The 21,621-nt window shown below is 60.0% G+C and carries 24 protein-coding genes; 10 read left to right on the forward strand and 14 right to left on the reverse strand.

From position 1 onward, the window contains the following. The first annotated feature begins 157 nt into the window (after positions 1-157). Genes Q8X51_RS02465 through pdeM form a run of 7 tightly spaced genes read left to right on the forward strand, consistent with a single transcriptional unit; the run spans position 158 to position 7,524 of the window. Positions 158-937, forward strand: coding sequence for a transporter substrate-binding domain-containing protein (locus Q8X51_RS02465; RefSeq protein WP_016975034.1), 780 nt, complete (start codon positions 158-160; stop codon positions 935-937). A 57-nt stretch (positions 938-994) separates the two neighbouring features. After that, positions 995-1,723 (forward strand): ABC transporter permease, encoded by a 729-nt coding sequence (locus tag Q8X51_RS02470; RefSeq protein WP_065926441.1) that lies wholly within the window; start codon positions 995-997, stop codon positions 1,721-1,723. Further along, on the forward strand, positions 1,720-2,430 hold the full coding sequence (locus tag Q8X51_RS02475) for an ABC transporter permease (RefSeq protein WP_027604453.1): 711 nt from the start codon (positions 1,720-1,722) through the stop codon (positions 2,428-2,430). The genes Q8X51_RS02470 and Q8X51_RS02475 overlap by 4 nt, the downstream gene beginning before the upstream one ends. Before the next feature lie 9 nt (positions 2,431-2,439). Beyond that, positions 2,440-3,558 carry a succinylglutamate desuccinylase/aspartoacylase family protein gene (locus Q8X51_RS02480; RefSeq protein ID WP_065926442.1) on the forward strand — a complete coding sequence of 373 codons (1,119 nt, stop codon included), beginning with the start codon at positions 2,440-2,442 and terminating at the stop codon, positions 3,556-3,558. A gap of 13 nt (positions 3,559-3,571) precedes the next feature. Beyond that, a complete protein-coding gene (locus Q8X51_RS02485; protein WP_016973168.1) occupies positions 3,572-4,336 on the forward strand; it encodes an ABC transporter ATP-binding protein in 765 nt (254 codons plus the stop codon). Between the two features lie 57 nt (positions 4,337-4,393). After that, a complete protein-coding gene (locus tag Q8X51_RS02490; RefSeq protein ID WP_407693268.1) occupies positions 4,394-6,874 on the forward strand; it encodes a ligase-associated DNA damage response DEXH box helicase in 2,481 nt (826 codons plus the stop codon). After that, entirely contained in the window at positions 6,874-7,524 is a 651-nt protein-coding gene (gene pdeM, locus Q8X51_RS02495) for a ligase-associated DNA damage response endonuclease PdeM (protein WP_065926444.1), read from the forward strand. The genes Q8X51_RS02490 and pdeM overlap by 1 nt, the downstream gene beginning before the upstream one ends. Positions 7,525-7,539: 15 nt before the next feature. Here pdeM and Q8X51_RS02500 read toward each other — a convergent pair whose 3' ends face one another. Both Q8X51_RS02500 and dcd read right to left on the reverse strand, forming a co-directional pair. Beyond that, on the reverse strand, positions 7,540-7,740 hold the full coding sequence (locus Q8X51_RS02500) for a hypothetical protein (RefSeq protein ID WP_027604457.1): 201 nt from the start codon (positions 7,738-7,740) through the stop codon (positions 7,540-7,542). A gap of 107 nt (positions 7,741-7,847) precedes the next feature. Then, positions 7,848-8,414: a dCTP deaminase gene (gene dcd, locus Q8X51_RS02505; protein WP_003172320.1), complete on the reverse strand. Its 567-nt coding sequence runs from the start codon at positions 8,412-8,414 to the stop codon at positions 7,848-7,850. Between the two features lie 389 nt (positions 8,415-8,803). Here dcd and Q8X51_RS02510 point away from each other — a divergent pair, with 389 nt between their 5' ends. Further along, on the forward strand, positions 8,804-9,013 hold the full coding sequence (locus Q8X51_RS02510) for a cold-shock protein (protein WP_002554837.1): 210 nt from the start codon (positions 8,804-8,806) through the stop codon (positions 9,011-9,013). A gap of 210 nt (positions 9,014-9,223) precedes the next feature. Here the strand turns inward: Q8X51_RS02510 and rpoS are convergent, their stop codons facing one another. The 8 genes from rpoS to Q8X51_RS02550 all read right to left on the reverse strand — a co-directional run bounded on the left by rpoS (position 9,224) and on the right by Q8X51_RS02550 (position 16,423). Further along, complete coding sequence (rpoS, locus tag Q8X51_RS02515) at positions 9,224-10,228, reverse strand: RNA polymerase sigma factor RpoS (protein WP_025855149.1); 1,005 nt, start codon at positions 10,226-10,228, stop codon at positions 9,224-9,226. Between the two features lie 105 nt (positions 10,229-10,333). Then, positions 10,334-11,170, reverse strand: a complete 837-nt coding sequence (locus tag Q8X51_RS02520) for a peptidoglycan DD-metalloendopeptidase family protein (RefSeq protein ID WP_407693369.1) — start codon at positions 11,168-11,170, stop codon at positions 10,334-10,336. Positions 11,171-11,377: 207 nt separating this feature from the next. After that, positions 11,378-12,013, reverse strand: coding sequence for a protein-L-isoaspartate(D-aspartate) O-methyltransferase (locus Q8X51_RS02525; RefSeq protein ID WP_169899534.1), 636 nt, complete (start codon positions 12,011-12,013; stop codon positions 11,378-11,380). A 41-nt stretch (positions 12,014-12,054) separates the two neighbouring features. Beyond that, positions 12,055-12,804, reverse strand: coding sequence for a 5'/3'-nucleotidase SurE (surE, locus tag Q8X51_RS02530; protein ID WP_407693267.1), 750 nt, complete (start codon positions 12,802-12,804; stop codon positions 12,055-12,057). Further along, positions 12,792-13,850, reverse strand: coding sequence for a tRNA pseudouridine(13) synthase TruD (truD, locus tag Q8X51_RS02535; RefSeq protein ID WP_407693266.1), 1,059 nt, complete (start codon positions 13,848-13,850; stop codon positions 12,792-12,794). Before truD ends, surE begins: the two co-directional genes overlap by 13 nt. After that, positions 13,847-14,320, reverse strand: a complete 474-nt coding sequence (gene ispF, locus Q8X51_RS02540) for a 2-C-methyl-D-erythritol 2,4-cyclodiphosphate synthase (protein ID WP_012722614.1) — start codon at positions 14,318-14,320, stop codon at positions 13,847-13,849. Before ispF ends, truD begins: the two co-directional genes overlap by 4 nt. Positions 14,321-14,374: 54 nt before the next feature. After that, positions 14,375-15,220, reverse strand: coding sequence for an S-formylglutathione hydrolase (gene fghA / locus Q8X51_RS02545; protein WP_137211476.1), 846 nt, complete (start codon positions 15,218-15,220; stop codon positions 14,375-14,377). Positions 15,221-15,310: 90 nt separating this feature from the next. Continuing rightward, complete coding sequence (locus Q8X51_RS02550; protein WP_065926449.1) at positions 15,311-16,423, reverse strand: S-(hydroxymethyl)glutathione dehydrogenase/class III alcohol dehydrogenase; 1,113 nt, start codon at positions 16,421-16,423, stop codon at positions 15,311-15,313. A gap of 108 nt (positions 16,424-16,531) precedes the next feature. Here Q8X51_RS02550 and Q8X51_RS02555 point away from each other — a divergent pair, with 108 nt between their 5' ends. After that, a complete protein-coding gene (locus Q8X51_RS02555; RefSeq protein ID WP_259192753.1) occupies positions 16,532-17,434 on the forward strand; it encodes a LysR substrate-binding domain-containing protein in 903 nt (300 codons plus the stop codon). Between the two features lie 157 nt (positions 17,435-17,591). Next, the gene (locus tag Q8X51_RS02560) at positions 17,592-18,050 is read left to right on the forward strand and encodes a hypothetical protein (protein ID WP_407693265.1); all 459 of its coding nucleotides are present in this window, start codon (positions 17,592-17,594) and stop codon (positions 18,048-18,050) included. Between the two features lie 123 nt (positions 18,051-18,173). Here Q8X51_RS02560 and ispD read toward each other — a convergent pair whose 3' ends face one another. From ispD to kdsA, 4 genes are all read right to left on the reverse strand, one after another. Then, positions 18,174-18,878 (reverse strand): 2-C-methyl-D-erythritol 4-phosphate cytidylyltransferase, encoded by a 705-nt coding sequence (ispD, locus tag Q8X51_RS02565; protein ID WP_407693264.1) that lies wholly within the window; start codon positions 18,876-18,878, stop codon positions 18,174-18,176. After that, positions 18,875-19,153 (reverse strand): cell division protein FtsB, encoded by a 279-nt coding sequence (ftsB, locus tag Q8X51_RS02570; protein ID WP_003172294.1) that lies wholly within the window; start codon positions 19,151-19,153, stop codon positions 18,875-18,877. Before ftsB ends, ispD begins: the two co-directional genes overlap by 4 nt. A 170-nt stretch (positions 19,154-19,323) precedes the next feature. Continuing rightward, a complete protein-coding gene (gene eno, locus Q8X51_RS02575) occupies positions 19,324-20,613 on the reverse strand; it encodes a phosphopyruvate hydratase (protein WP_027604464.1) in 1,290 nt (429 codons plus the stop codon). Between the two features lie 157 nt (positions 20,614-20,770). After that, positions 20,771-21,616, reverse strand: coding sequence for a 3-deoxy-8-phosphooctulonate synthase (kdsA, locus tag Q8X51_RS02580; protein WP_027604465.1), 846 nt, complete (start codon positions 21,614-21,616; stop codon positions 20,771-20,773). Positions 21,617-21,621 lie beyond the last annotated feature (5 nt).

Below are 21,621 nucleotides of genomic sequence, written 5' to 3' on the forward strand. Positions count from 1 at the left end.
GTGCATCTCCTACACTCATGACTCCCTTGTCCCACCTTTTAAAACGCTCATTCGGAACTATGGTGCAGAAATTGCTACTCGTGATCCGTCTGACACCGTTCAGTAACAGTCCTAAAACGCGCCACAAGCGCTTATCTTGGTTTCCAGGGATTAAATAATGAAAAAAGCATTGCTGACCCTTTCTGCACTGGCTCTGTGCATGGCCGCCGGTACCGCGTTGGCCAAGGAATACAAGGAACTGCGTTTTGGTGTCGATCCGTCCTACGCGCCGTTCGAATCCAAGGCGGCCGATGGCAGCCTGGTAGGCTTCGATATCGACCTGGGCAATGCGATCTGCGCCGAACTGAAAGTGAAGTGCAAGTGGGTCGAGAGTGACTTTGACGGCATGATTCCAGGCCTCAAAGCCAACAAGTTCGACGGAGTGATTTCGTCCATGACCGTGACCCCGGTGCGCGAGAAAGCCATCGACTTCTCCAGCGAACTATTCTCCGGCCCGACCTCGCTGGTGTTCAAGAAAGGCGCGGGGTACTCGACCCCAGAGTCCCTCAAGGGCAAATCCGTGGGCTACGAGCAAGGCACCATCCAGGAAGCCTACGCCAAGGCGGTACTGGATAAAGCCGGCGTGACCACCAAGGCATACGCCAACCAGGACCAGGTTTACGCCGACCTGACTTCCGGTCGTCTCGACGCTTCGGTGCAGGACATGCTGCAAGCCGAACTGGGCTTCTTGAAGTCCCCGGCCGGTGCCGGCTATGAAGTCAGCGCCGCCATCGATGACCCATTGCTGCCATCGAAAACCGCCGTCGGTATCAAAAAAGGTAACACTGAACTGAAGGCCCTTTTGGATAAAGGTATCAAAGCGTTACACGATGATGGCACCTACGCCACCATCCAGAAGAAACACTTTGGCGATCTGAACCTGTACAGCGGCAAATAATGCCTGGGGCGCCCCTCCTATGGAGGGGCGCTTTTTTATCGCCATAGGTCCTGATTTATGTTCGAAGAACTGTTGCAAACCCTCGGGCTGAGCGCACTCAGCCTGAAGGGTTTCGGCCCGTTGTTGCTGCAAGGCACCTGGATGACCATCAAGTTGTCGGTGCTGTCCCTGGTCGTCAGCGTATTGCTGGGCCTGCTCGGCGCCAGCGCCAAGCTTTCCAGCCTGCCCTTCCTGCGCATCCCCGCCCAGCTCTACACCACCCTGATTCGCGGTGTACCCGACCTGGTGCTGATGCTGCTGATTTTCTACAGCCTGCAAACCTGGCTCACCGGCCTGACCGACTTCATGGAATGGGAATACATCGAGATCGACCCATTCAGCGCCGGGGTGATCACCCTGGGCTTTATCTACGGTGCTTATTTCACCGAGACGTTTCGCGGCGCGATCCTCGCCGTCCCCCGTGGCCAGCTGGAAGCCGCCACGGCCTATGGCCTCAAGCGCGGGCAACGCTTTCGCTACGTGACCTTCCCGCAGATGATGCGCTTTGCCCTGCCGGGTATCGGCAACAACTGGATGGTGATGCTCAAGGCCACGGCCCTGGTGTCGATCATCGGCCTGGCGGACCTGGTCAAGGCCGCCCAGGATGCCGGCAAAAGCACCTACCAACTGTTCTACTTCTTGGTACTCGCCGCGCTGATCTACCTGTTGATCACCAGCGCGTCCAACTTCGTCCTGCGTCGTCTTGAACGTCGCTACTCCGCAGGCTCACGGGAGGCGGTGCGATGATCGAACTCTTGCAGGAATACTGGCGCCCTTTCCTCTATAGCGACGGCCAGCACATCACCGGCCTGGCCATGACCCTGTGGTTGCTCAGCGCCGCCCTGGTCATCGGCTTTGTGGTGTCGATCCCGCTGTCCATCGCCCGTGTATCGCGCAACCCGCTGGTACGCTGGCCGGTGCAGTTCTACACCTACCTGTTTCGTGGCACGCCGCTCTATATCCAGTTGCTGATCTGCTACACCGGCATCTACAGCATCGCCGCCGTACGTGAACAGCCGCTGCTGGATGCGTTCTTTCGCGATGCGATGAACTGCACGATCCTGGCTTTCGCCCTCAACACCTGCGCCTACACCACGGAGATTTTCGCCGGGGCCATCCGCAGCATGGCCCACGGCGAAGTCGAGGCGGCCAAGGCCTACGGTTTAAGCGGCTGGAAGCTGTACGCCTACGTGATCATGCCGTCGGCGTTGCGCCGCTCGTTGCCCTACTACAGCAACGAAGTGATCTTGATGCTGCACTCGACCACGGTAGCGTTTACCGCGACGATCCCGGACATCCTCAAGGTGGCGCGGGACGCCAACTCGGCCACGTTCATGACGTTCCAATCATTCGGTATCGCCGCGCTGATCTACCTGACCGTGACCTTCGCCCTGGTCGGTCTGTTTCGTCTGGCGGAGCGCCGCTGGCTGGCGTTTCTCGGACCAAGCCATTAAGGAGCCTTCATGCGTCATCAGGTACACGATCTGATCGCACCGGTGCCAGGCACGGCGCGGCAGATTCACAGTTTCCACTTCGGCCCCGAACATGCCGAAGGCAAGGTCTATATCCAGTCATCGCTGCATGCCGATGAACTGCCGGGCATGCTGGTGGCCTGGCACCTGAAAGTGCGCCTGGCCGAGCTGGCGGCAGCCGGGCGGTTACTGAGCGAGATCGTGCTGGTGCCCATCGCCAATCCGGCAGGCCTGGAACAGGTGTTGATGGACACCCCGCTGGGCCGCTACGAGTTGGAAAGCGGGCAGAACTTCAATCGCCTGTTTGTCGACCTCAGTGATACCGTCGGCGATCAGGTCGAGGGCTCGCTCGGCGATAACCCGCAACAAAACGTCGAACTGATCCGCGCCGCCTTGAGCGCTGCCCTGGCCGTGCAAATCGCCGAGACCCAGTTGCACTCCCAACGCCTGGTGTTGCAACGCCTGGCCTGCGATGCCGACATGGTGCTGGACCTGCATTGCGACTTCGAAGCGGTGGCGCACCTGTACACCACGCCCGAAGCCTGGCCGCAGGTGGAGCCGCTGGCACGCTATATCGGCTCGGAGGCCAATCTGCTGGCTACCGACTCCGGCGGGCAGTCCTTCGATGAGTGTTTCACCCTGGTGTGGTGGCAGTTGCAGCAACGCTTTGGCGCGCGCTTCCCGATCCCCATGGGCAGTTTTTCGGTGACCGTCGAACTGCGTGGCCAGGGCGACGTCAACCATGGGTTGGCCGCCCTCGACTGCCAGGCAATCATCGACTACCTGATTCACTTCGGCGCGATTGCCGGCGACGCCGCACCGCTGCCCGAGCTGCCCTACCCCGCCACGCCGCTGGCGGGCGTCGAACCCGTGGCAACGCCGGTGGGCGGCCTGCTGGTGTTCAGCGCCCTGCCCGGTGAATACCTGGAAGCCGGGCAACTGATCGCCGAAATCATCGACCCCATTACCGACCGCGTAACGCCCGTGCACTGCCAGAAGGCCGGCCTGCTTTACGCCCGTTCGCTGCGCCGCATGGCCACTGCCGGGATGGTCGTCGGCCATGTCGCAGGCACCGAGGCCTACCGCAGCGGCTACCTACTTTCGCCTTGAGGATGCACGCCCCATGTACAAATTGACCGTTGAAGGCCTGCATAAAAGCTATGGCGACAATGAGGTGCTCAAAGGTGTCTCGCTCAAGGCCAGGACCGGTGATGTGATCAGCCTGATCGGCGCCAGCGGCTCGGGCAAAAGCACCTTTTTGCGTTGCATCAACTTCCTGGAAACCCCCAACGACGGCGCCATGACCCTCGACGGCCAGCCGATCCGCATGGTCAGCGACCGCCACGGCATGCGCGTGGCCGACGATGCCGAACTGCAACGCCTGCGCACACGACTGGCGATGGTGTTCCAGCATTTCAACCTGTGGAGCCATATGAGCGTGCTGGAAAACATCACCATGGCCCCGCGCCGGGTGCTGGGTTGCAGCAAGAAGGACGCCGAAGACCGTGCCCGTCGCTACCTGGACAAGGTGGGTTTACCGGCACGGGTGGCGGACCAATACCCGGCGTTCCTGTCCGGTGGCCAGCAACAACGGGTGGCCATCGCCCGCGCCCTGGCCATGGAGCCGGAAGTGATGCTGTTCGACGAACCCACCTCGGCCCTCGACCCGGAGCTGGTGGGTGAAGTGTTGAAGGTGATCCAGGGCCTGGCCGAGGAAGGCCGCACCATGATCATGGTGACCCACGAAATGAGCTTTGCACGCAAGGTATCCAGCCAGGTGCTGTTCCTGCACAAGGGCCTGGTGGAAGAGCAAGGCGCGCCGGAGGATGTGCTGGGCAATCCGAAGAGCGAGCGCCTGCAACAGTTCCTGAGCGGCAATTTGAAGTAAACCTTTGCAACGCCTGGAGGGTCTGTGGAATAGACCCTCCAGAGCGTTCGCGGCCCCATGGCAAAACCCCTCGACTTCGCCAAAACGTGGTTTGCCGCCAAAGGCTGGAAGCCGTTCGCCTTCCAGAAAGACGTATGGACGGCGGTCAAGGACGGCCGCTCGGGCTTGCTGCACGCCAGCACCGGCGCCGGCAAAACCTACGCCCTGTGGTTTGCCGCCCTCAATCGTTTCGCGATCACCCGCCCGCCCGCCACCGGTAAACGCAAACCGCCGGCTGAGCCACTGACCGTGCTGTGGATCACGCCCATGCGCGCGTTGGCCGCCGACACCGCACGCGCCCTCGAAGCGCCGCTCGAGGCCTTGCAGATTCCCTGGAGCGTCGGCCTGCGCACCGGCGATACCAGCAGCAGCGAGCGTGCCCGGCAAACCCGACGCCAGCCCACCGCGCTGGTCACCACCCCGGAAAGCCTGACCCTGATGCTCGCCCGCGCCGACAGCCAAACGAGCCTGGCGCACCTGCGCATGGTGGTGGTGGATGAATGGCATGAGCTGATCGGCAACAAGCGCGGCGTGCAGTTGCAACTGGCGTTGGCGCGGCTGCGGCGCTGGCATCCTGAACTGATGGTCTGGGGCATTTCGGCCACCCTCGGTAACCAGTCCCACGCCTTGGAAGTGCTGATCCCACAAAGGGACGGGATTAATGTGCAGGGACAAACGGTCAAGCAGTTGCACGTCGACACCTTGCTGCCGCCCATCGCCGAGCGGTTTCCGTGGGCCGGGCATATCGGCTTGAAGATGCTGCCGCAGGTGGTCGCCGAGGTCGACGCCAGCAGCAGTTGCCTGGTGTTTACCAACACGCGGGCGCAGTCGGAAATCTGGTATCAGGCGCTGCTCGAGGCCCGACCGGATTGGGCCGGGGTGATTGCCCTGCACCATGGTTCTCTGTCCCGCGAGACCCGCGACTGGGTGGAGCGGGCGTTGAAAGACGGTCAGCTCAAGGCGGTGGTGTGCACATCCAGCCTGGACCTGGGGGTGGATTTCTTGCCGGTGGAGCGCGTGCTGCAAATCGGCTCGGCCAAAGGCGTGGCGCGCCTGATGCAACGCGCCGGCCGCTCCGGCCATGCACCCGGACGGCCGTCGCGGGTGACCCTGGTGCCGACCCACAGCCTGGAACTGGTGGAAGCCGCTGCGGCCCAGGACGCCATTGCAGCGCGGCGTATCGAAGCCCGCGAATCGCCCCACAAGCCGTTGGATGTGCTCGTACAACATTTGGTGAGCATGGCCCTCGGCGGTGGCTTTACGCCGCAGGCGCTGCTGGCGGAGGTCCGTGGCGCCTGGGCCTATCGTGACCTCACCGAGGCCGATTGGGCCTGGGCCCTGGGCTTTGTACGGCATGGCGGCTTATCGCTGACCGCTTACCCGGATTACCGCCGCGTGGAGCCGGACGCGCACGGCATTTGGCGCGTCCCCGATGCCCGGCTTGCGCGTCGCCATCGCATGAGCGTGGGCACCATTGTCAGCGACGCCAGCATCCAGCTGAAATTCTGGAGCAAGGGCGGCGGTGGCAAGAACCTGGGCAGTGTTGAAGAAGGCTTTATTGCACGGCTCAAGCCGGGTGACGGCTTCTTGTTTGCCGGGCGCCTGCTGGAATTGGTGCGGGTGGAAAACATGACCGCCTATGTGCGCCGTAGCAGCGCCAAAAAAGCTGCAGTACCGCGCTGGAATGGCGGGCGCATGCCCCTTTCCAATGAGCTGGCCCAAGCCGTGGTGGAGCGCTTCGATGCGGCCGCGCACGGGGTCTACGAGGGGCCGGAAATGCGGGCTGTGCAAACCCTGCTGCAGACACAGTTGCGCTGGTCCGGCCTGCCGACGCGCGAGCACTTGCTGGCCGAAGCCTTGAAATCGCGGGAGGGCTGGCACCTGTTCCTCTACCCGTTCGCCGGCCGCCAGGTGCACCTGGGACTGGCGAGTCTGCTGGCGTGGCGGGTCAGCCAGCAGCAGCCTGTGACCTTCTCGATTGCCGTCAACGATTACGGCTTGGAGTTGCTCAGCGCCACCGAGGTGGATTGGCCACGCTTACTGAATGGGGCGCTGCTGCGCCCGAAGCAGTTGCTGGCAGACGTGGCGGCCAGCCTGAACGCCGGGGAACTCGCCCTGCGCCGCTTTCGCGAGATTGCGCGTATCGCCGGACTGGTGTTTGCCGGTTACCCCGGCGCGCCGAAAAGCACGCGCCAGGTGCAGGCATCCAGCGGGTTGTTCTTTGAAGTGTTCAAGCAATATGACCCGCAAAACCTGTTGCTGGCCCAGGCGGGGGAAGAAGTCCTGCGTGATGAATTAGATATTCGTCGGCTGGAAGAGACCTTGCTTCGCCTCTCGGCGCTGACACTGGACGTGCATATGATCGAACGTCCTACGCCCCTGGCCTTCCCACTGCTGGTGGAACGGATGCGCGAAAGCATGAGTTCGGAAAAACTCTCCGAGCGCATTGCGCGGATGGTCAAGGACTTGGAAAAAGTCGCCGATAACGGCAAACGCTGATGGTGTGCTCAGTGACGCTGGAGAGCGAAGAGCTGTGGCTGTTGGCGGATAAGGCGCTCTACTGGCCCGCGCGCCAGTGCCTGCTGATCGCCGATGCACACTTTGGCAAGGCATCGGCCTATCGCAGCCTGGGCCAGCCGGTACCGCAAGGCACCACCACCGAAAACCTGCAGCGCCTGGATCGGCTGTTGGCGGCCGTACCGTGCGCCCAGGTGATCTTTCTCGGCGACTTCCTCCACGGGCCCGGCTCCCACGCCAGCGGCACCCTCAGCGCCTTGAGGGCCTGGCGAGCACGTCATTGCGACCTGTCGATGACCTTGATTCGCGGTAATCACGATAAACGCGCGGGCGACCCACCGGCTGACTTGAGGATCGATGTGGTTCCGGAGCCACTGCTGATGGGCCCTTTCGCCCTGCAACACGAACCGCACGCCCATGCCAGCCACCATGTGCTGGCGGGGCATGTGCACCCGGTGTATCGCTTGCGCGGCAAGGGCCGGCAGAGCCTGCGCCTGCCGTGTTTCCAGTTCGGCACGCGCGTCAGCCTGCTGCCGGCGTTTGGGGCGTTTACCGGGGGGCATACGGTGGAGCAGGACAATGACCGCCGAATCTTTGTTATCGGCGATCACCAGGTGTGGCAGGTTCGCTGACCGGCCTTGCGGGTATCAGGCGACCGGTGCGGGAGGCGGCTCGTCCGGAAGGGTCGGCTCACCGGGTTCGGTGGGCTGCTGTGGCCAATCTTCATCGGGTTGGCCGGGGATGCCGCCTGCATAGGCGGGATCAGCCATCAGGGACCAGGCCAGAACGCCAATCTGGTTGGGTTCAAGCCGGGCAAGTTCTGCGCTGATTCGCGGGTCAATCTTCATAAGGCACTCCTCAAGCGTGGCTCGGTGCGTTTTGCACGCACCGAGGCAGTACACCCAATAGAGTCACTTTCTGCGGACTAATTCCCTTTACGCGTAGGACCTTTCGATCAAGCGCGTGGCAAGGTGACGCCGCGCTGGCCCTGGTACTTGCCGGCGCGGTCTTTGTAGGACACTTCACAGGCCTCGTCAGACTGCAAGAACAGCATCTGCGCCACGCCTTCGTTGGCGTAGATTTTCGCCGGCAGGGTGGTGGTGTTGGAGAATTCCAGGGTCACGTGGCCTTCCCACTCAGGCTCAAGTGGCGTCACGTTGACGATAATGCCGCAGCGCGCGTAGGTGCTTTTACCCAGGCAGATGGTCAGCACGTCGCGGGGAATACGGAAGAATTCCACGGTGCGTGCCAGGGCAAAGGAGTTCGGCGGGATAATGCACACGTCGCTTTTCACATCGACGAAGCTCTTTTCGTCGAAGTTCTTCGGATCCACGATCGCCGAGTTGATGTTGGTGAACACCTTGAACTCGTCGGCGCAGCGCACATCGTAGCCGTAGCTGGAAACGCCGTACGAGATCACGCGGTCATCGCCTTCACCACGAATCTGACGCTCGACGAACGGTTCGATCATGCCGTGCTCTTGCGCCATGCGGCGAATCCACTTGTCCGATTTGATGCTCATGGCGGGTGTCCTGAATAGCGAGGTGGAAAAATTCTGTGGGGCATCTTACCGGGGCCGGCGTTGGGGTTCAAAGGGCGTCGGGCTTTTCTTGATGAACGCACCGGCTGCCATAAGGCGCGGCCAGCGGGGCCGGGCCCCGTATTGCCGCAACCGGTGTGTGTAAATACCACCGCCAGTCACGAAAATAGAGAAACCTTCGGAAATACCATTGGCACGTTCCGGAAAAAGGGTTAAGGTGGCGCCACTGTGCTGCTTGTGTCACTGAGAATCTCTACACGATATGTTGAATTTCGATCCAACCATCTCCAAGAATTTTTCCTGCTCTTTGCACTCAGTCTCGGCCAGGGCTTTTCCTGAGTCGCAGTTAACTTTGTCCAAGGAGATACACCATGTCTAATCGCCAAACTGGTACCGTTAAGTGGTTCAACGATGAAAAAGGCTTCGGCTTCATCACTCCACAATCCGGTGACGACCTGTTCGTTCACTTCAAAGCTATCCAATCCGACGGCTTCAAAAGCCTGAAAGAAGGCCAACAGGTTTCTTTCATCGCTACCCGCGGTCAGAAAGGCATGCAAGCTGAAGAAGTTCAAGTTATCTAACTTGTACTGACTCAGTCGAAAAGACCCCGCCCTTAAAAGCGGGGTTTTTTTATGCCTGGGATTTGGGCATACATGAATAAAATGTCGTGCGCAAAAAATGTGGGAGGGGGCTTGCTCCCGATAGCGGCGTGTCAGTCGATACATCCAGTGACTGAACTACCGCTATCGGGAGCAAGCCCCCTCCCACATTCAAGCATTCAAGCGGCGTCGTTATTGAAACAACGACTCACTCGACAAGCCATTCTTCTCCAGGATCTCACGCAAGCGCTTGAGCCCTTCCACCTGGATCTGCCGCACCCGCTCACGGGTCAGGCCAATCTCCAGGCCTACGTCCTCCAGCGTGCTGCTCTCATGGCCACGCAGGCCGAAGCGGCGAATCACCACCTCACGCTGCTTGTCCGTGAGCTCCGACAGCCACTGGTCAATGCTTTGGGAAAGATCATCGTCCTGCAGCAGCTCGCAGGGATCCGTAGGACGATCATCCGTCAGGGTGTCCAGCAGGGTTTTATCCGAGTCCGGACCCAGCGAGACGTCGACCGAAGACACACGCTCGTTAAGACCCAGCATGCGCTTGACCTCCCCTACCGGTTTTTCCAGCAGGTTGGCGATTTCTTCGGGCGAGGGTTCATGATCGAGTTTTTGAGTGAGCTCACGTGCCGCCCGGAGGTAGACGTTGAGTTCCTTGACCACATGGATCGGCAACCGGATCGTGCGGGTCTGATTCATGATCGCCCGTTCGATGGTCTGGCGAATCCACCAGGTGGCATAGGTCGAGAAGCGGAAGCCCCGCTCAGGATCGAACTTCTCCACCGCCCGGATCAAGCCCAGGTTGCCCTCCTCGATCAGGTCCAACAAGGACAGCCCACGATTGACGTAGCGTCGGGCGATTTTCACCACTAGGCGCAGGTTGCTTTCAATCATGCGCTTGCGCCCAGCCGGATCACCCTTTTGCGACAAGCGCGCAAAATGGACTTCTTCTTCGGGAGTCAGCAGAGGGGAAAAGCCGATTTCATTGAGGTACAGCTGGGTCGCATCGAGCGCCCGCGTGTAATCAATGTATTTGTGTTGCTTTAACGCGGTGGAGTTCTTGGATTTGGTGCGAACTGAAGGTACAGCAGGTCCCTCATTCGACATCGATTCCGTAGCGATGCCGGTCTCCATAAGGAGAACCTCATCGTCGATGTCAAACTCCGGCGCTTCTTTACTGAGAGCCATTGTTATAGTCCTTTGGTGAGTTCGACCTCAAGCTCAAGCGACGCCTTTATCCTTGGCAACGCTGGAGCCTGTTCCTTCTACGTGAGGAACAGGCTGTGCAACATATCAACGACGGGGTAGGAATTGCAGTGGATCTACAGGCTTCCCTTGACGGCGAATCTCAAAGTGCAGTTTCACCCGGTCCGTACCAGTTGACCCCATTTCGGCAATTGTCTGTCCGACTTTGACCTGCTGCCCCTCCCGAACCAACAGCCTACGGTTGTGGCCGTAAGCACTGACGTAGGTATCGCTGTGTTTGATGATGACCAGTTCGCCGTAGCCCCGCAAACCACTCCCGGCGTACACCACCGTCCCATCAGACGCAGCTAAAACAGGCTGTCCCAAATCCCCGGCAATATCAATGCCTTTATTCAAACTGCCGTTTGAAGAGAATTTTCCAATTAACACTCCATTTGAGGGCCATCCCCAACCGGTCGGCGCAGGCCCTGCCGGGGGCAACGGCGCGGGTGCCGGCTTGTTCGCAGCACTCGGCGCAGCGGTAACCGCAGGCCGGGTAATGATGGTGGTTTTGCTCGAAGACGACGGCGAAGATCCAGTGTTTGTCACAACTGCCGTAGGGGTAGAACCGGTGCGACCGTCAAAGCGAATCGTCTGACCCGGATGTATCGTGTAGGGCACAGGAATATTGTTACGGGCTGCGAGGGCCTTGTAGTCCCAGCCATAACGGAAGGCAATCGAGAACAAGGTGTCGCCCTTGCGCACGACATACTGCCCGGTGGTCACCGTCGGCTTTTGTGGTGCAGCGTTATTGCGGTCAACCACCCGTGCACCGCTGCTTGGCGAGCTGGAACACCCTACCAGAAGGGAACCAAAGACAAGGCCAAGCACCAGTCGCTGAAAACTTGTTTTACTCATACGCTGCGCAAGACCTGTGAGACTCACCCGCCGCTCCCTTTGTGGTGGCTGAACATGAATGCCTGTATCAGGCTTGAAATATGACGCAAGTATAACTGGGCATTGAAGTTTTACCGTCACGCGACTGAAACGAATCATTCAGCGCGTTGAATCGCCCCGCCCATCATGTTGACTTGATAGACCCCGCCGTAAGACACATCCTCACCAACAGAATTCACTGCCCGCGAAAAATGATCAGGCCAGCGGGCCATTGAGCAACGGCACAAAACGCACGGCGCCGAGTACATGCCGGGAAAAACCATCGTCTTCACGGACAATAAGCATCAATTGTTGCACTTCACCTGACCCCACCGGAATGACCAGCCGCCCTCCCGGGGCCAGTTGATCGAGCAGTGCCTGCGGCACATCGGTGGCCACGGCAGTGACGATAATCCCGTTGTAGGGCGCCAGCGCCGGCCAGCCTTCCCAACCATCGCCCCAGCGGAATACCACGTTGCGCAGGTTCAGCTCCACCAGGCGTTCCTTGGCGCGGTCCTGCAGCACCTTGATGCGCTCCACCGAGAACACCCGCTCCACCAGTTGCGACAGCACCGCCGTCTGGTAGCCGGAACCGGTGCCAATCTCCAGCACCTTGTCCAACGGCCCCGCCGCCAGCAGCAGCTCGCTCATGCGCGCAACCATATAAGGCTGGGAGATGGTCTGGTTATGGCCGATGGGCAATGCCGTGTCTTCGTAGGCACGATGGGCCAAGGCTTCATCGACAAAGAGGTGCCGAGGCGTACGCCGGATCACTTCCAACACCTGGGCGTTGGAAAGCCCCTCTTCGTACAGGCGCTGGATCAAACGCTCACGGGTGCGCTGGGAGGTCATCCCGATGCCCCGGCGCAGCAGGTCGTCTTGTTCACGAGCCATCAGCGCAGCCCCTCCAGCCAGCCATCGAGACCACTGAAGGCATCACTGAAGGTGCGATCAAGTTGCAACGGGGTAATCGACACATAGCCTTGCATCACCGCGTGAAAGTCCGTGCCTGGGCCACCGTCTTCGGCATCGCCCGCTGCCGCGATCCAGTAGCCTTCCTTGCCACGCGGGTCGACGACCTTCAACGGCGCTGCCGCGCGGGCGCGATGGCCCAGGCGTGTAAGCTGGATACCGCGAATGTGGTCGAGGGGCAAATTGGGAATGTTGACGTTGAGCACCGTGCGCGGCGGCAGGTCCAGGGCGCCATGGGCCTCCACCAGCTTGCGCGCGAAATAGGCCGCGGTGGGCAGGTTGTCCAGTTGACGCGATGCCAACGAAAACGCAAACGAGGTCCGGCCGAGGAAGCGTCCTTCAAGCGCCGCCGCCACCGTGCCGGAATACAGCACGTCGTCGCCAAGGTTGGCGCCGAGGTTGATGCCCGACACCACCAGGTCCGGCTCCTGGTCCAACAAACTGTTGATCGCCAGGTGCACGCAGTCGGTGGGGGTGCCGTTCACACTGATGAAGCCATTGGCCAGAACCTGCGGGTACAGCGGACGGTCGAGCGTCAGCGAACTGCTGGCGCCGCTCTTGTCCTGGTCGGGGGCAACCACCACGCACTCGGCGTAATCCTGCAGCGCAGCATAGAGCGCGGCAAGACCGGGTGCGGTGGCACCGTCATCGTTTGATATCAGAATACGCATGGGCTGTCCGTCTGCCCCACCGGCACCAGATCAACAAGCTCGCGCACCAAGACAGTGGCGAAGCATCCGGCCGGCAGGACGAATTCCAATTGCAGAATGTCAGGCCCGGGATAATGCCACGTCAACCCGCCAATGGGCAGTCGCAGAATGCGACGTTCCTGGCTCATGCCGGCACTCACCAGCCAATCACGCAGGTCGGCTTCACCGGCGGCAACCGCCTGCTCCAACTCAAACGTGGCGCCTGTCGCCGGAGAATCACCCTCGCCCCACTGCGGCCCGGTGGGGTGCAGGTCCAGGATCGCCAGGCGCGGGTCGCTGCACTCAGCCTCCCCCGCCGGAAAAAAGCTGCGGCTGTCGGTAAACGCCAGCAGATCACCCACTTGCGCGCGCTGCCAGGAACCGTCGGCGACACGTGCCGCCAACACTTTGTTGAAGAGGAAGCTACGCGCGGTGGACAACAACCGCGAACGCACATTGCGTTGCTCCGGCAGGGCCTTGCGCGCGGCCCATTCGCGGGCGTCGACGACATTGCCACCGTTGTGGCCAAAACGCTGGGTGCCGAAATAGTTGGGAATGCCGTACTGGGCAATCAATTGCAGCCGCGCGTCGATGGCGGCGGTATCACCGGCCAATTGGGTCAGGCGCAAGGTAAAGCCGTTGGCCGAGTGCGCGCCACGTTGCAGCTTGCGCTTGTGGCGGGCGGTTTTCAGGATCCTGAGGGTGTCGTTTTCCGCAGCGCTCATGTCCGGATCGGCCTTGCCCGGCAGTTGTACGCTGAACCACTGGCGGGTCAACGCCTGACGGTCCTTGAGCCCGGCATAGCTGACGGTGCGCAACGGCACGCCAGCCGCCTTGGCGATACGCCGCGCGGCTTCCTCAGTATTGAGCCCGCGCTTCTCAACCCACAACCACAGGTGCTCGCCTTCGCCGGTAAGCGGAATATCGAGCACTTCGTCGACCTGGAAATCTTCAGGCGTGGCCTTCAGGACCGCGCTGCCCAGGGCCTCGCCATAGGCACGCGGGCCCAGCAGTTGCAGGTCGTTCATGCGCGCAGCAACAAGGCGACGGAGTGCACCGCGATGCCCTCTTCACGACCGGTGAACCCGAGTTTTTCGGTGGTGGTGGCTTTCACGTTGACTTGATCCAATTCAATTTGCAGGTCTGCGGCAATCAGTGCGCGCATGGATTCGATATGCGGGGCCATTTTCGGCGCCTGGGCCACGATGGTGTTATCGACATTGCCGACCTTCCAGCCCTTGGCATGGATCAGGCCGACCACATGGCGCAGCAGGACACGGCTGTCCGCGCCCTTGAAGGTGGGATCGGTATCCGGAAAGTGCTTGCCGATATCGCCCAGTGCCGCCGCGCCGAGCAAGGCGTCGCTCAAGGCATGCAGGACAACGTCGCCGTCGGAATGGGCCAGCAACCCATGGTGGTGCGCAATGCGCACGCCGCCCAGGGTGATGAAATCGCCTTCAGCGAAACGGTGCACATCGTAGCCGTGGCCAATACGCATAAAAAAACGCCCCGATTTAATTCAGGGCGTGATTCTACCTACTTTTGCCTCACATTAACCGAGCAAAGCACGACCATGATGTCGCAAATGGTCTTCGATGAAGCTGGCGATAAAGAAGTAGCTGTGGTCGTAGCCAGGCTGCAGGCGCAGTTCCAGCGGATGGCTGGCCGCCTTGGCCGCTTGCTGCAAGGCTTCGGGCTTGAGCTGCACGGCAAGGAAATCGTCGCGGTCGCCCTGGTCCACCAGCAACGGCAGCTTTTCCGAGGCTTCGCCGATCAGCACACAGGCATCCCATTCACGCCATTTGGCGCGCTCTTCACCCAGATAACGGGAGAAAGCTTTCTGGCCCCACGGGCAATCCATCGGATTATTGATCGGCGAAAACGCCGACACCGACAGGTAACGCCCAGGGTTGCGCAGGGCACACACCAACGCACCGTGGCCGCCCATGGAGTGGCCGCTGATACCCCGTTTGTCCGAAGCCGGGAAATGCGCTTCAACCAATGCCGGCAATTCCTGCACCACGTAGTCATGCATCCTGTAGTGCTTGGCCCAAGGTTCCTGGGTGGCATTCAGGTAGAAGCCGGCACCCAGGCCAAAATCCCAGGCGTTGTCCGGGTCGCCCGGCACACCGGGGCCACGGGGGCTGGTGTCGGGCGCGACAATGATAAGCCCCAGTTCTGCGGCCATGCGCTGAGCACCGGCTTTCTGCATGAAGTTCTCATCGGTGCAGGTCAAGCCGGACAGCCAGTACAGCACCGGCAATTTGCTGCCCTGCTCCGCTTGCGGCGGCAGGTAGACGGCGAAAGTCATGTCGCAGCCGAGCACGTGGGAACTGTGTTTGTAGCGTTTGTGCCAGCCGCCAAAACTCTTCTGGCAGGAGATATTTTCCAGGGTCATGGGAGTGCTCCCAGCTGCAAGTTGCAAGCCTCAAGCGGCAAGTAAGGCGTACACCCACTTGCTGCTGATAGCTTGCCGCTTGCCGCTGCTTCAAAAGTGAATGACGGTACGAATGCTCTTGCCTTCATGCATCAGGTCAAACGCTTTGTTGATGTCTTCCAGGCCCATGGTGTGGGTGATGAAAGTGTCCAGCGGAATCTCGCCGGTCTGGGCCATTTCCACGTAGCTTGGCAATTCAGTACGGCCGCGTACGCCACCGAACGCCGAGCCACGCCAGACACGACCGGTCACCAGCTGGAATGGGCGGGTGGAGATTTCCTGGCCGGCACCGGCAACCCCGATGATCACCGATTCACCCCACCCCTTGTGGCAGCACTCGAGCGCGGCACGCATCAGTTGCACGTTGCCGATGCACTCGAAGGAAAAGTCCACGCCGCCGTCAGTCAAATCGACAATCACGTCCTGGATCGGACGGTCATAGTCTTTCGGGTTGATGCAGTCGGTGGCGCCCAGTTGCTTGGCGATCTCGAACTTGGCCGGGTTGATGTCAATCGCAATGATACGGCCGGCCTTAGCCTTGACCGCACCGATCACGGCCGACAGGCCAATACCGCCAAGACCGAAGATCGCCACGGTGTCGCCCGGCTTGACCTTGGCGGTGTTGAGCACCGCACCGATGCCGGTGGTGACGCCACAGCCGAGCAGGCAGACCTTCTCCAGCGGCGCTTCTTTAGGAATCTTGGCGACGGAAATTTCCGGCAGCACGGTGTACTCGGAGAACGTCGAAGTCCCCATGTAGTGGAAAATCGGCTGCCCCTTGTAGGAAAAGCGCGTGGTGCCATCCGGCATCAGGCCTTTGCCTTGGGTGGAACGAATGGCCTGGCACAGGTTGGTCTTACCCGACAGGCAGAACTTGCACTTGCCGCACTCCGGGGTGTACAGCGGGATCACATGGTCGCCCACCGCCACCGAAGTCACGCCCTCGCCGATGGCTTCGACCACCGCACCGCCTTCATGGCCAAGGATGGACGGGAAGATGCCTTCCGGGTCGGCGCCGGAGAGGGTGTAGGCGTCGGTATGGCAAACCCCGGAGGCGACCACACGCAACAGCACTTCGCCCGCCTTGGGCATGGCCACATCGACTTCCACGATCTCGAGGGGTTTCTTGGCTTCAAAGGCAACGGCAGCGCGGGACTTGATCATCCAGGTTTCTCCAGGGCGTTAAAAATGATGGAGAGAGTGTAAAACATGGCTCCATGATTAATAATCCAGGCAAAAGCAAAACTTTATTGCTGTACAGGGATAATCGCCATGCTGGAGAACCGCTGGGAAGGCATCGATGAATTCGTTGCCGTCGCCGAATGCAGCCAATTTACGGCGGCTGCCGAGCGGCTGGGTGTCTCTTCGTCCCACATCAGCCGCCAGGTGGCACGCCTGGAAGAGCGCCTGCAAACGCGGTTGCTGTATCGCAGTACCCGTAAGGTGACGCTGACTGAAGCGGGTCAGACCTTTCTGCAGCATTGCCAGCGCCTACAGGACGGCCGCGAAGAAGCCCTGCGCGCCGTGGGTGACCTGACCAGCGAACCGAAAGGCATGTTGCGCATGACCTGCGCGGTGGCCTATGGCGAGCGGTTTATCGTGCCACTGGTGACGCGGTTCATGGGCCTGTACCCACAATTGCGGGTGGACATCGAACTGAGCAACCGTCAATTGGATCTGGTGCACGAAGGCCTCGACCTGGCGATTCGCCTGGGGCGATTGCAGGATTCGCGCATGGTCGCCAGCCGCCTCGCGCCTCGGCGCATGTACCTGTGCGCGTCGCCGTCCTACCTGGCCCGGTATGGTCGGCCACATAGTTTGTCGGAATTGAGTCGGCATAATTGCCTGATCGGCAGCTCGGACATTTGGCAACTGGCCCAGGACGGGAGGGAATTTTCCCAGCGAGTGCAAGGCAACTGGCGCTGCAACAGTGGGCAAGCGGTGTTGGATGCGGCGTTGCAAGGGGTGGGATTGTGCCAACTGCCGGACTATTACGTACTGGAGCATCTGCACAGCGGCGCGCTGGTGTCGCTGCTGGAGGCGCATCAGCCACCGAATACGGCGGTGTGGGGGCTGTATCCGCAACAACGGCACTTGTCGCCGAAGGTCAGGAAGTTGGTGGATTTCCTGAAAGAGGGACTCTCAAATAGAGCAGAGTACTGTTCGCAAACATAATTACATGCCAAGCACAACTGTCAACAATGACAGTTGTGCTCATAAACCGACAGTGTTTCTCTTATCATTCTCTTACCACGCTTGTTGAAGCAAGAAATTTAATTAAATAGTCATAAGCTGGCAGGAGTACCTCATTTAATTAGATAGGTAACCCGCGATGAACAACGACGACAAAGAACGGATCATAGAGCAGTTTAATCGGAGCCTCGCCCAAAAAAAACGGCATGGCAAAAAAACCGAGGGGGCAGCCAACGCGACCTTTACACTCAACGAGCAAGTTGTGGCCGAGAACATATGGTTCGAACGTCATGACATGGATCGTGAACAGATTATTATCACTTTGGCCCTTCCAACCATTGGCATGCATCCCTACGGCTTATCTGCCGGGCTTTTGTCGTATCAAAAACCATTTGAGAGCGGCGATTTCGATTTACTCGAAAACGACACCTTTCATTTTGAAGTTTTTTATACAACGCAAGGCCCAGCCGAAATCACAAGCGGCAATGTAAACCTGGAAGTTACAGATCAAGAAATAAAAGGTCGTATAAGTTGTAAACTTTCCCGAGATGGCTATGAACTTAATGTGGCCATGCACTTCAACGTCAGAAAGACTTAATACAGCGCCCTAAAACTGCCGCGTTTCCGTGCCCATAAATGTTGTATGGGCACCGTAAATCAATTGCCAGCATCAGCCCACACGAAAAAATCAGCGACTGGTGACGCCCTCAAACAGGCATTATCACCGGTTAGCCCACCGCAACCGCAGCCACTCCAGGTCTTCCGGCCGGGTCACCTTGATATTGTCCGAGCGCCCTTCGATCAAGCGCGGCGCCTGCCCGGACCACTCCATGGCCGAGGCTTCATCGGTGATCACTGCATCGGCCACCAGGCTATCAGCCAATGCGCGGTGCAAGGCCCCGAGGCGGAACATCTGCGGTGTATAGGCTTGCCAGATCAAGCTGCGGTCGACGGTTTCCACCACCCGCCCCTGCTTGTCGACGCGCTTGAGGGTATCGCGGGCCGGCACGGCCAGCAGACCGCCGACCGGGTCGTTCGCCAGCTCGGTGAGCAACTTATCCAGATCATCGCGACTCAGATTCGGCCGCGCCGCATCGTGGACCAGTACCCAATCGTCATCGCTGGCGCCCAGGGCATTGAGTTGCAGCAACGCATTGAGCACCGAGCCAGAACGCTCCGAACCACCGTCCGCACGCACGATACGCGGGTCAGCGGCACATGCCAGGCTTGGCCAATACGGGTCATCAGCAGCAAGACTGACCACCAACCCCTTGAGGTTGGGATGATCGAGAAAACAGCCAAGGCTGTGTTCGAGAATAGTGCGCCCGCCCAACTGCAAGTATTGCTTGGGACGGTCCGCGGCCATACGGGCACCGACGCCCGCGGCAGGTATCACGGCCCAGAAGGCCGGCAAACGGTAACTCATTGGGCCAACTGGTAGAGGGTTTCGCCCTCCTTGACCATGCCCAACTCATGACGGGCCCGTTCTTCAACGGTCTCGGTACCCTTTTTCAGCTCAAGCACTTCGGCATCGAGGACGCGGTTGCGCTCCAGCAGGCGTTCGTTCTCGGCGTGCTGGTCGGCAATTTGCTGGGTCAGGTCTTTTACCTGCGCAAAGCTGCCATTACCTACCCATAGGCGGTACTGCAGGCCAGCCAGCAACAAGAGCAAGACGAGGAACAACCAATTGGGACTGCGCATCGAATATCGGGTATCCAGTGGAAAAACACGCCATGCAAAACTTTTACAGCAACTGATAGCACGAAGCCTGGAAGAACCAGGCTTGTGCTTGATCGCCATCAGATTAGCGTCGAAACTCGCACCTTCGTGATCTTTCCGACGCAATCCACCGACTTTTTACCACTTACCGATCAGCCGCGAAACTCGCCGCGACCGTTGTACTTGGCTTTGCCGGCCAGTTGCTCTTCGATACGCAGCAATTGGTTGTACTTGGACACACGGTCAGAGCGGCACAGGGAGCCGGTCTTGATCTGGCCCGCCGAAGTGCCCACGGCCAGGTCGGCGATGGTCGAATCTTCGGTTTCGCCGGAGCGGTGCGAGATCACGGCAGTGTAGCCCGCAGCCTTGGCCATCTGGATGGCTTCCAGGGTTTCGGTCAGGGTGCCGATCTGGTTGAACTTGATCAGGATCGAGTTGGCGATCTTTTTGTCGATGCCTTCTTTCAGGATCTTGGTGTTGGTCACGAACAGGTCGTCACCCACCAGCTGGACTTTTTCGCCGATCTTGTCGGTGAGGATCTTCCAGCCATCCCAGTCGGACTCGTCCAGGCCGTCTTCGATCGAGATGATCGGGTAGCGCTGGGTCAGGCCCTTCAGGTAGTCGGCAAAGCCTTCGGAGTTGAACACCTGGCCTTCACCGGACAGGTTGTATTTGCCATCTTCGTAGAACTCGCTGGCAGCGCAGTCCAGGGCCAGGGTCACGTCGGTGCCCAGTGTGTAGCCGGCGTTGGCCACGGCTTCGGAGATCACTTTCAGTGCATCTTCGTTGGACGCCAGGTTCGGTGCGAAACCACCTTCGTCACCCACGGCAGTGCTCAGGCCACGAGCTTTCAGCACGGCTTTGAGGTGATGGAAAATCTCGGTGCCCATGCGCAGGCCTTCGGAGAAGGTCTTGGCGCCGACCGGCTGCACCATGAATTCCTGGATGTCGACGTTGTTATCGGCATGCTCGCCACCGTTGATGATGTTCATCATCGGAACCGGCATCGAGTAGACACCCGGCGTACCGTTCAGGTTGGCGATGTGGGCGTAAAGCGGCAGATCCTGGTCCTGGGCGGCGGCCTTGGCAGCAGCCAGGGACACGGCGAGGATGGCGTTGGCGCCGAGGCTGCCTTTGTTTTCAGTGCCGTCGAGCTTGATCATCGCGTGGTCCAGGGCTTTCTGGTCCAGCGGGTCCTTGCCCAGCAGCAGGTCACGGATCGGGCCGTTGATGTTGGCTACAGCCTTGAGGACACCCTTGCCCAGGTAACGGCTCTTGTCGCCATCACGCAGTTCCAGCGCTTCGCGCGAACCTGTGGAGGCACCGGACGGCGCGCAGGCGCTGCCGATGATGCCGTTATCGAGAAGCACGTCGGCTTCGACGGTGGGGTTACCACGGGAGTCGAGAACTTCACGACCTTTGATGTCGACGATTTTTGCCATTGTTGTAAACACTCCAAAGTTGACGAAAACGACGCAGCTGAAGGAAATCTTTTGACCGACCGCAAGGGTGGAACAACGGGGCAGGCTTGCAGGCGACAAGGCTCAGGCCCGTAGGCCTGAGCGTAAAGCGTGGGAAAGTCTACCGGAGAATCAACGCTTACGCGGTCTCTACCGTCGGAAAACTCTTGACCAGTTCGTCCAACTGCTTGAGCTGGGCCAGGAATGGCTCCAGCTTGTCCAGGCGCAGGGCGCATGGGCCGTCGCATTTGGCGTTGTCCGGGTCCGGGTGGGCTTCGAGGAACAGGCCCGCCAGGGACTGGCTGATGCCGGCCTTGGCCAGGTCCAGTACCTGGGCACGGCGCCCACCGGCGGAATCGGCACGACCACCGGGCATTTGCAGCGCGTGGGTCACGTCGAAGAACACCGGGTATTCGAACTGCTTCATGATGCCGAAACCGAGCATGTCCACCACGAGGTTGTTGTAGCCGAAGCTAGAACCACGCTCGCAGAGGATCAACTGGTCGTTACCCGCTTCCACGCACTTGTTCAGGATGTGTTTCATCTCCTGGGGCGCGAGGAACTGGGCTTTCTTGATATTGATCACCGCACCGGTCCTGGCCATCGCGACCACGAGGTCGGTCTGGCGCGACAGGAAGGCCGGCAGCTGGATGATGTCGCACACCTCGGCGACCACGGCAGCCTGTTCAGGCTCGTGGACGTCGGTGATGATCGGCACGCCGAAGGCTTGCTTTATGTCCTGGAAGATACGCATGCCTTCTTCAAGGCCCGGGCCGCGATAGGAGGTCACGGACGAACGGTTGGCCTTGTCGAAGCTGGCCTTGAACACGTAAGGAATACCCAGTTTCTCGGTAACCTTTACGTACTCTTCACAGACCTGCATCGCCATGTCACGGCTTTCCAGCACGTTCATGCCGCCGAACAGCACCATGGGCTTGTCGTTGGCAATCTCGATGTCGCCTACGCGAATGATCTTCTGGGCCATCAGGT

The organism is Pseudomonas sp. Yb2C2, assembly GCF_052112325.1.
Classification (GTDB): Bacteria; Pseudomonadota; Gammaproteobacteria; order Pseudomonadales; family Pseudomonadaceae; genus Aquipseudomonas; species Aquipseudomonas marginalis.

Bases quoted from the DNA above. Each gene is read 5' to 3' on its own strand.
- pdeM (WP_065926444.1), top strand. From the start codon at position 6,874: ATGGTGTGCTCAGTGACGCTGGAGAGCGAAGAGCTGTGGCTGTTGGCG.
- Q8X51_RS02470 (WP_065926441.1), top strand. From the start codon at position 995: ATGTTCGAAGAACTGTTGCAAACCCTCGGGCTGAGCGCACTCAGCCTG.
- Q8X51_RS02490 (WP_407693268.1), top strand. From the start codon at position 4,394: ATGGCAAAACCCCTCGACTTCGCCAAAACGTGGTTTGCCGCCAAAGGC.
- dcd (WP_003172320.1), bottom strand. From the start codon at position 8,414: ATGAGCATCAAATCGGACAAGTGGATTCGCCGCATGGCGCAAGAGCAC.
- ftsB (WP_003172294.1), bottom strand. From the start codon at position 19,153: ATGCGCAGTCCCAATTGGTTGTTCCTCGTCTTGCTCTTGTTGCTGGCT.
- rpoS (WP_025855149.1), bottom strand. From the start codon at position 10,228: ATGGCTCTCAGTAAAGAAGCGCCGGAGTTTGACATCGACGATGAGGTT.
- Q8X51_RS02480 (WP_065926442.1), top strand. From the start codon at position 2,440: ATGCGTCATCAGGTACACGATCTGATCGCACCGGTGCCAGGCACGGCG.
- Q8X51_RS02485 (WP_016973168.1), top strand. From the start codon at position 3,572: ATGTACAAATTGACCGTTGAAGGCCTGCATAAAAGCTATGGCGACAAT.
- eno (WP_027604464.1), bottom strand. From the start codon at position 20,613: ATGGCAAAAATCGTCGACATCAAAGGTCGTGAAGTTCTCGACTCCCGT.
- fghA (WP_137211476.1), bottom strand. From the start codon at position 15,220: ATGACCCTGGAAAATATCTCCTGCCAGAAGAGTTTTGGCGGCTGGCAC.
- Q8X51_RS02560 (WP_407693265.1), top strand. From the start codon at position 17,592: ATGAACAACGACGACAAAGAACGGATCATAGAGCAGTTTAATCGGAGC.
- ispF (WP_012722614.1), bottom strand. From the start codon at position 14,320: ATGCGTATTGGCCACGGCTACGATGTGCACCGTTTCGCTGAAGGCGAT.
- Q8X51_RS02500 (WP_027604457.1), bottom strand. From the start codon at position 7,740: ATGAAGATTGACCCGCGAATCAGCGCAGAACTTGCCCGGCTTGAACCC.
- kdsA (WP_027604465.1), bottom strand. From the start codon at position 21,616: ATGGCCCAGAAGATCATTCGCGTAGGCGACATCGAGATTGCCAACGAC.
- Q8X51_RS02475 (WP_027604453.1), top strand. From the start codon at position 1,720: ATGATCGAACTCTTGCAGGAATACTGGCGCCCTTTCCTCTATAGCGAC.
- Q8X51_RS02465 (WP_016975034.1), top strand. From the start codon at position 158: ATGAAAAAAGCATTGCTGACCCTTTCTGCACTGGCTCTGTGCATGGCC.
- ispD (WP_407693264.1), bottom strand. From the start codon at position 18,878: ATGAGTTACCGTTTGCCGGCCTTCTGGGCCGTGATACCTGCCGCGGGC.
- Q8X51_RS02550 (WP_065926449.1), bottom strand. From the start codon at position 16,423: ATGATCAAGTCCCGCGCTGCCGTTGCCTTTGAAGCCAAGAAACCCCTC.
- Q8X51_RS02555 (WP_259192753.1), top strand. From the start codon at position 16,532: ATGCTGGAGAACCGCTGGGAAGGCATCGATGAATTCGTTGCCGTCGCC.
- Q8X51_RS02525 (WP_169899534.1), bottom strand. From the start codon at position 12,013: ATGACCTCCCAGCGCACCCGTGAGCGTTTGATCCAGCGCCTGTACGAA.
- surE (WP_407693267.1), bottom strand. From the start codon at position 12,804: ATGCGTATTCTGATATCAAACGATGACGGTGCCACCGCACCCGGTCTT.
- Q8X51_RS02510 (WP_002554837.1), top strand. From the start codon at position 8,804: ATGTCTAATCGCCAAACTGGTACCGTTAAGTGGTTCAACGATGAAAAA.
- truD (WP_407693266.1), bottom strand. From the start codon at position 13,850: ATGAACGACCTGCAACTGCTGGGCCCGCGTGCCTATGGCGAGGCCCTG.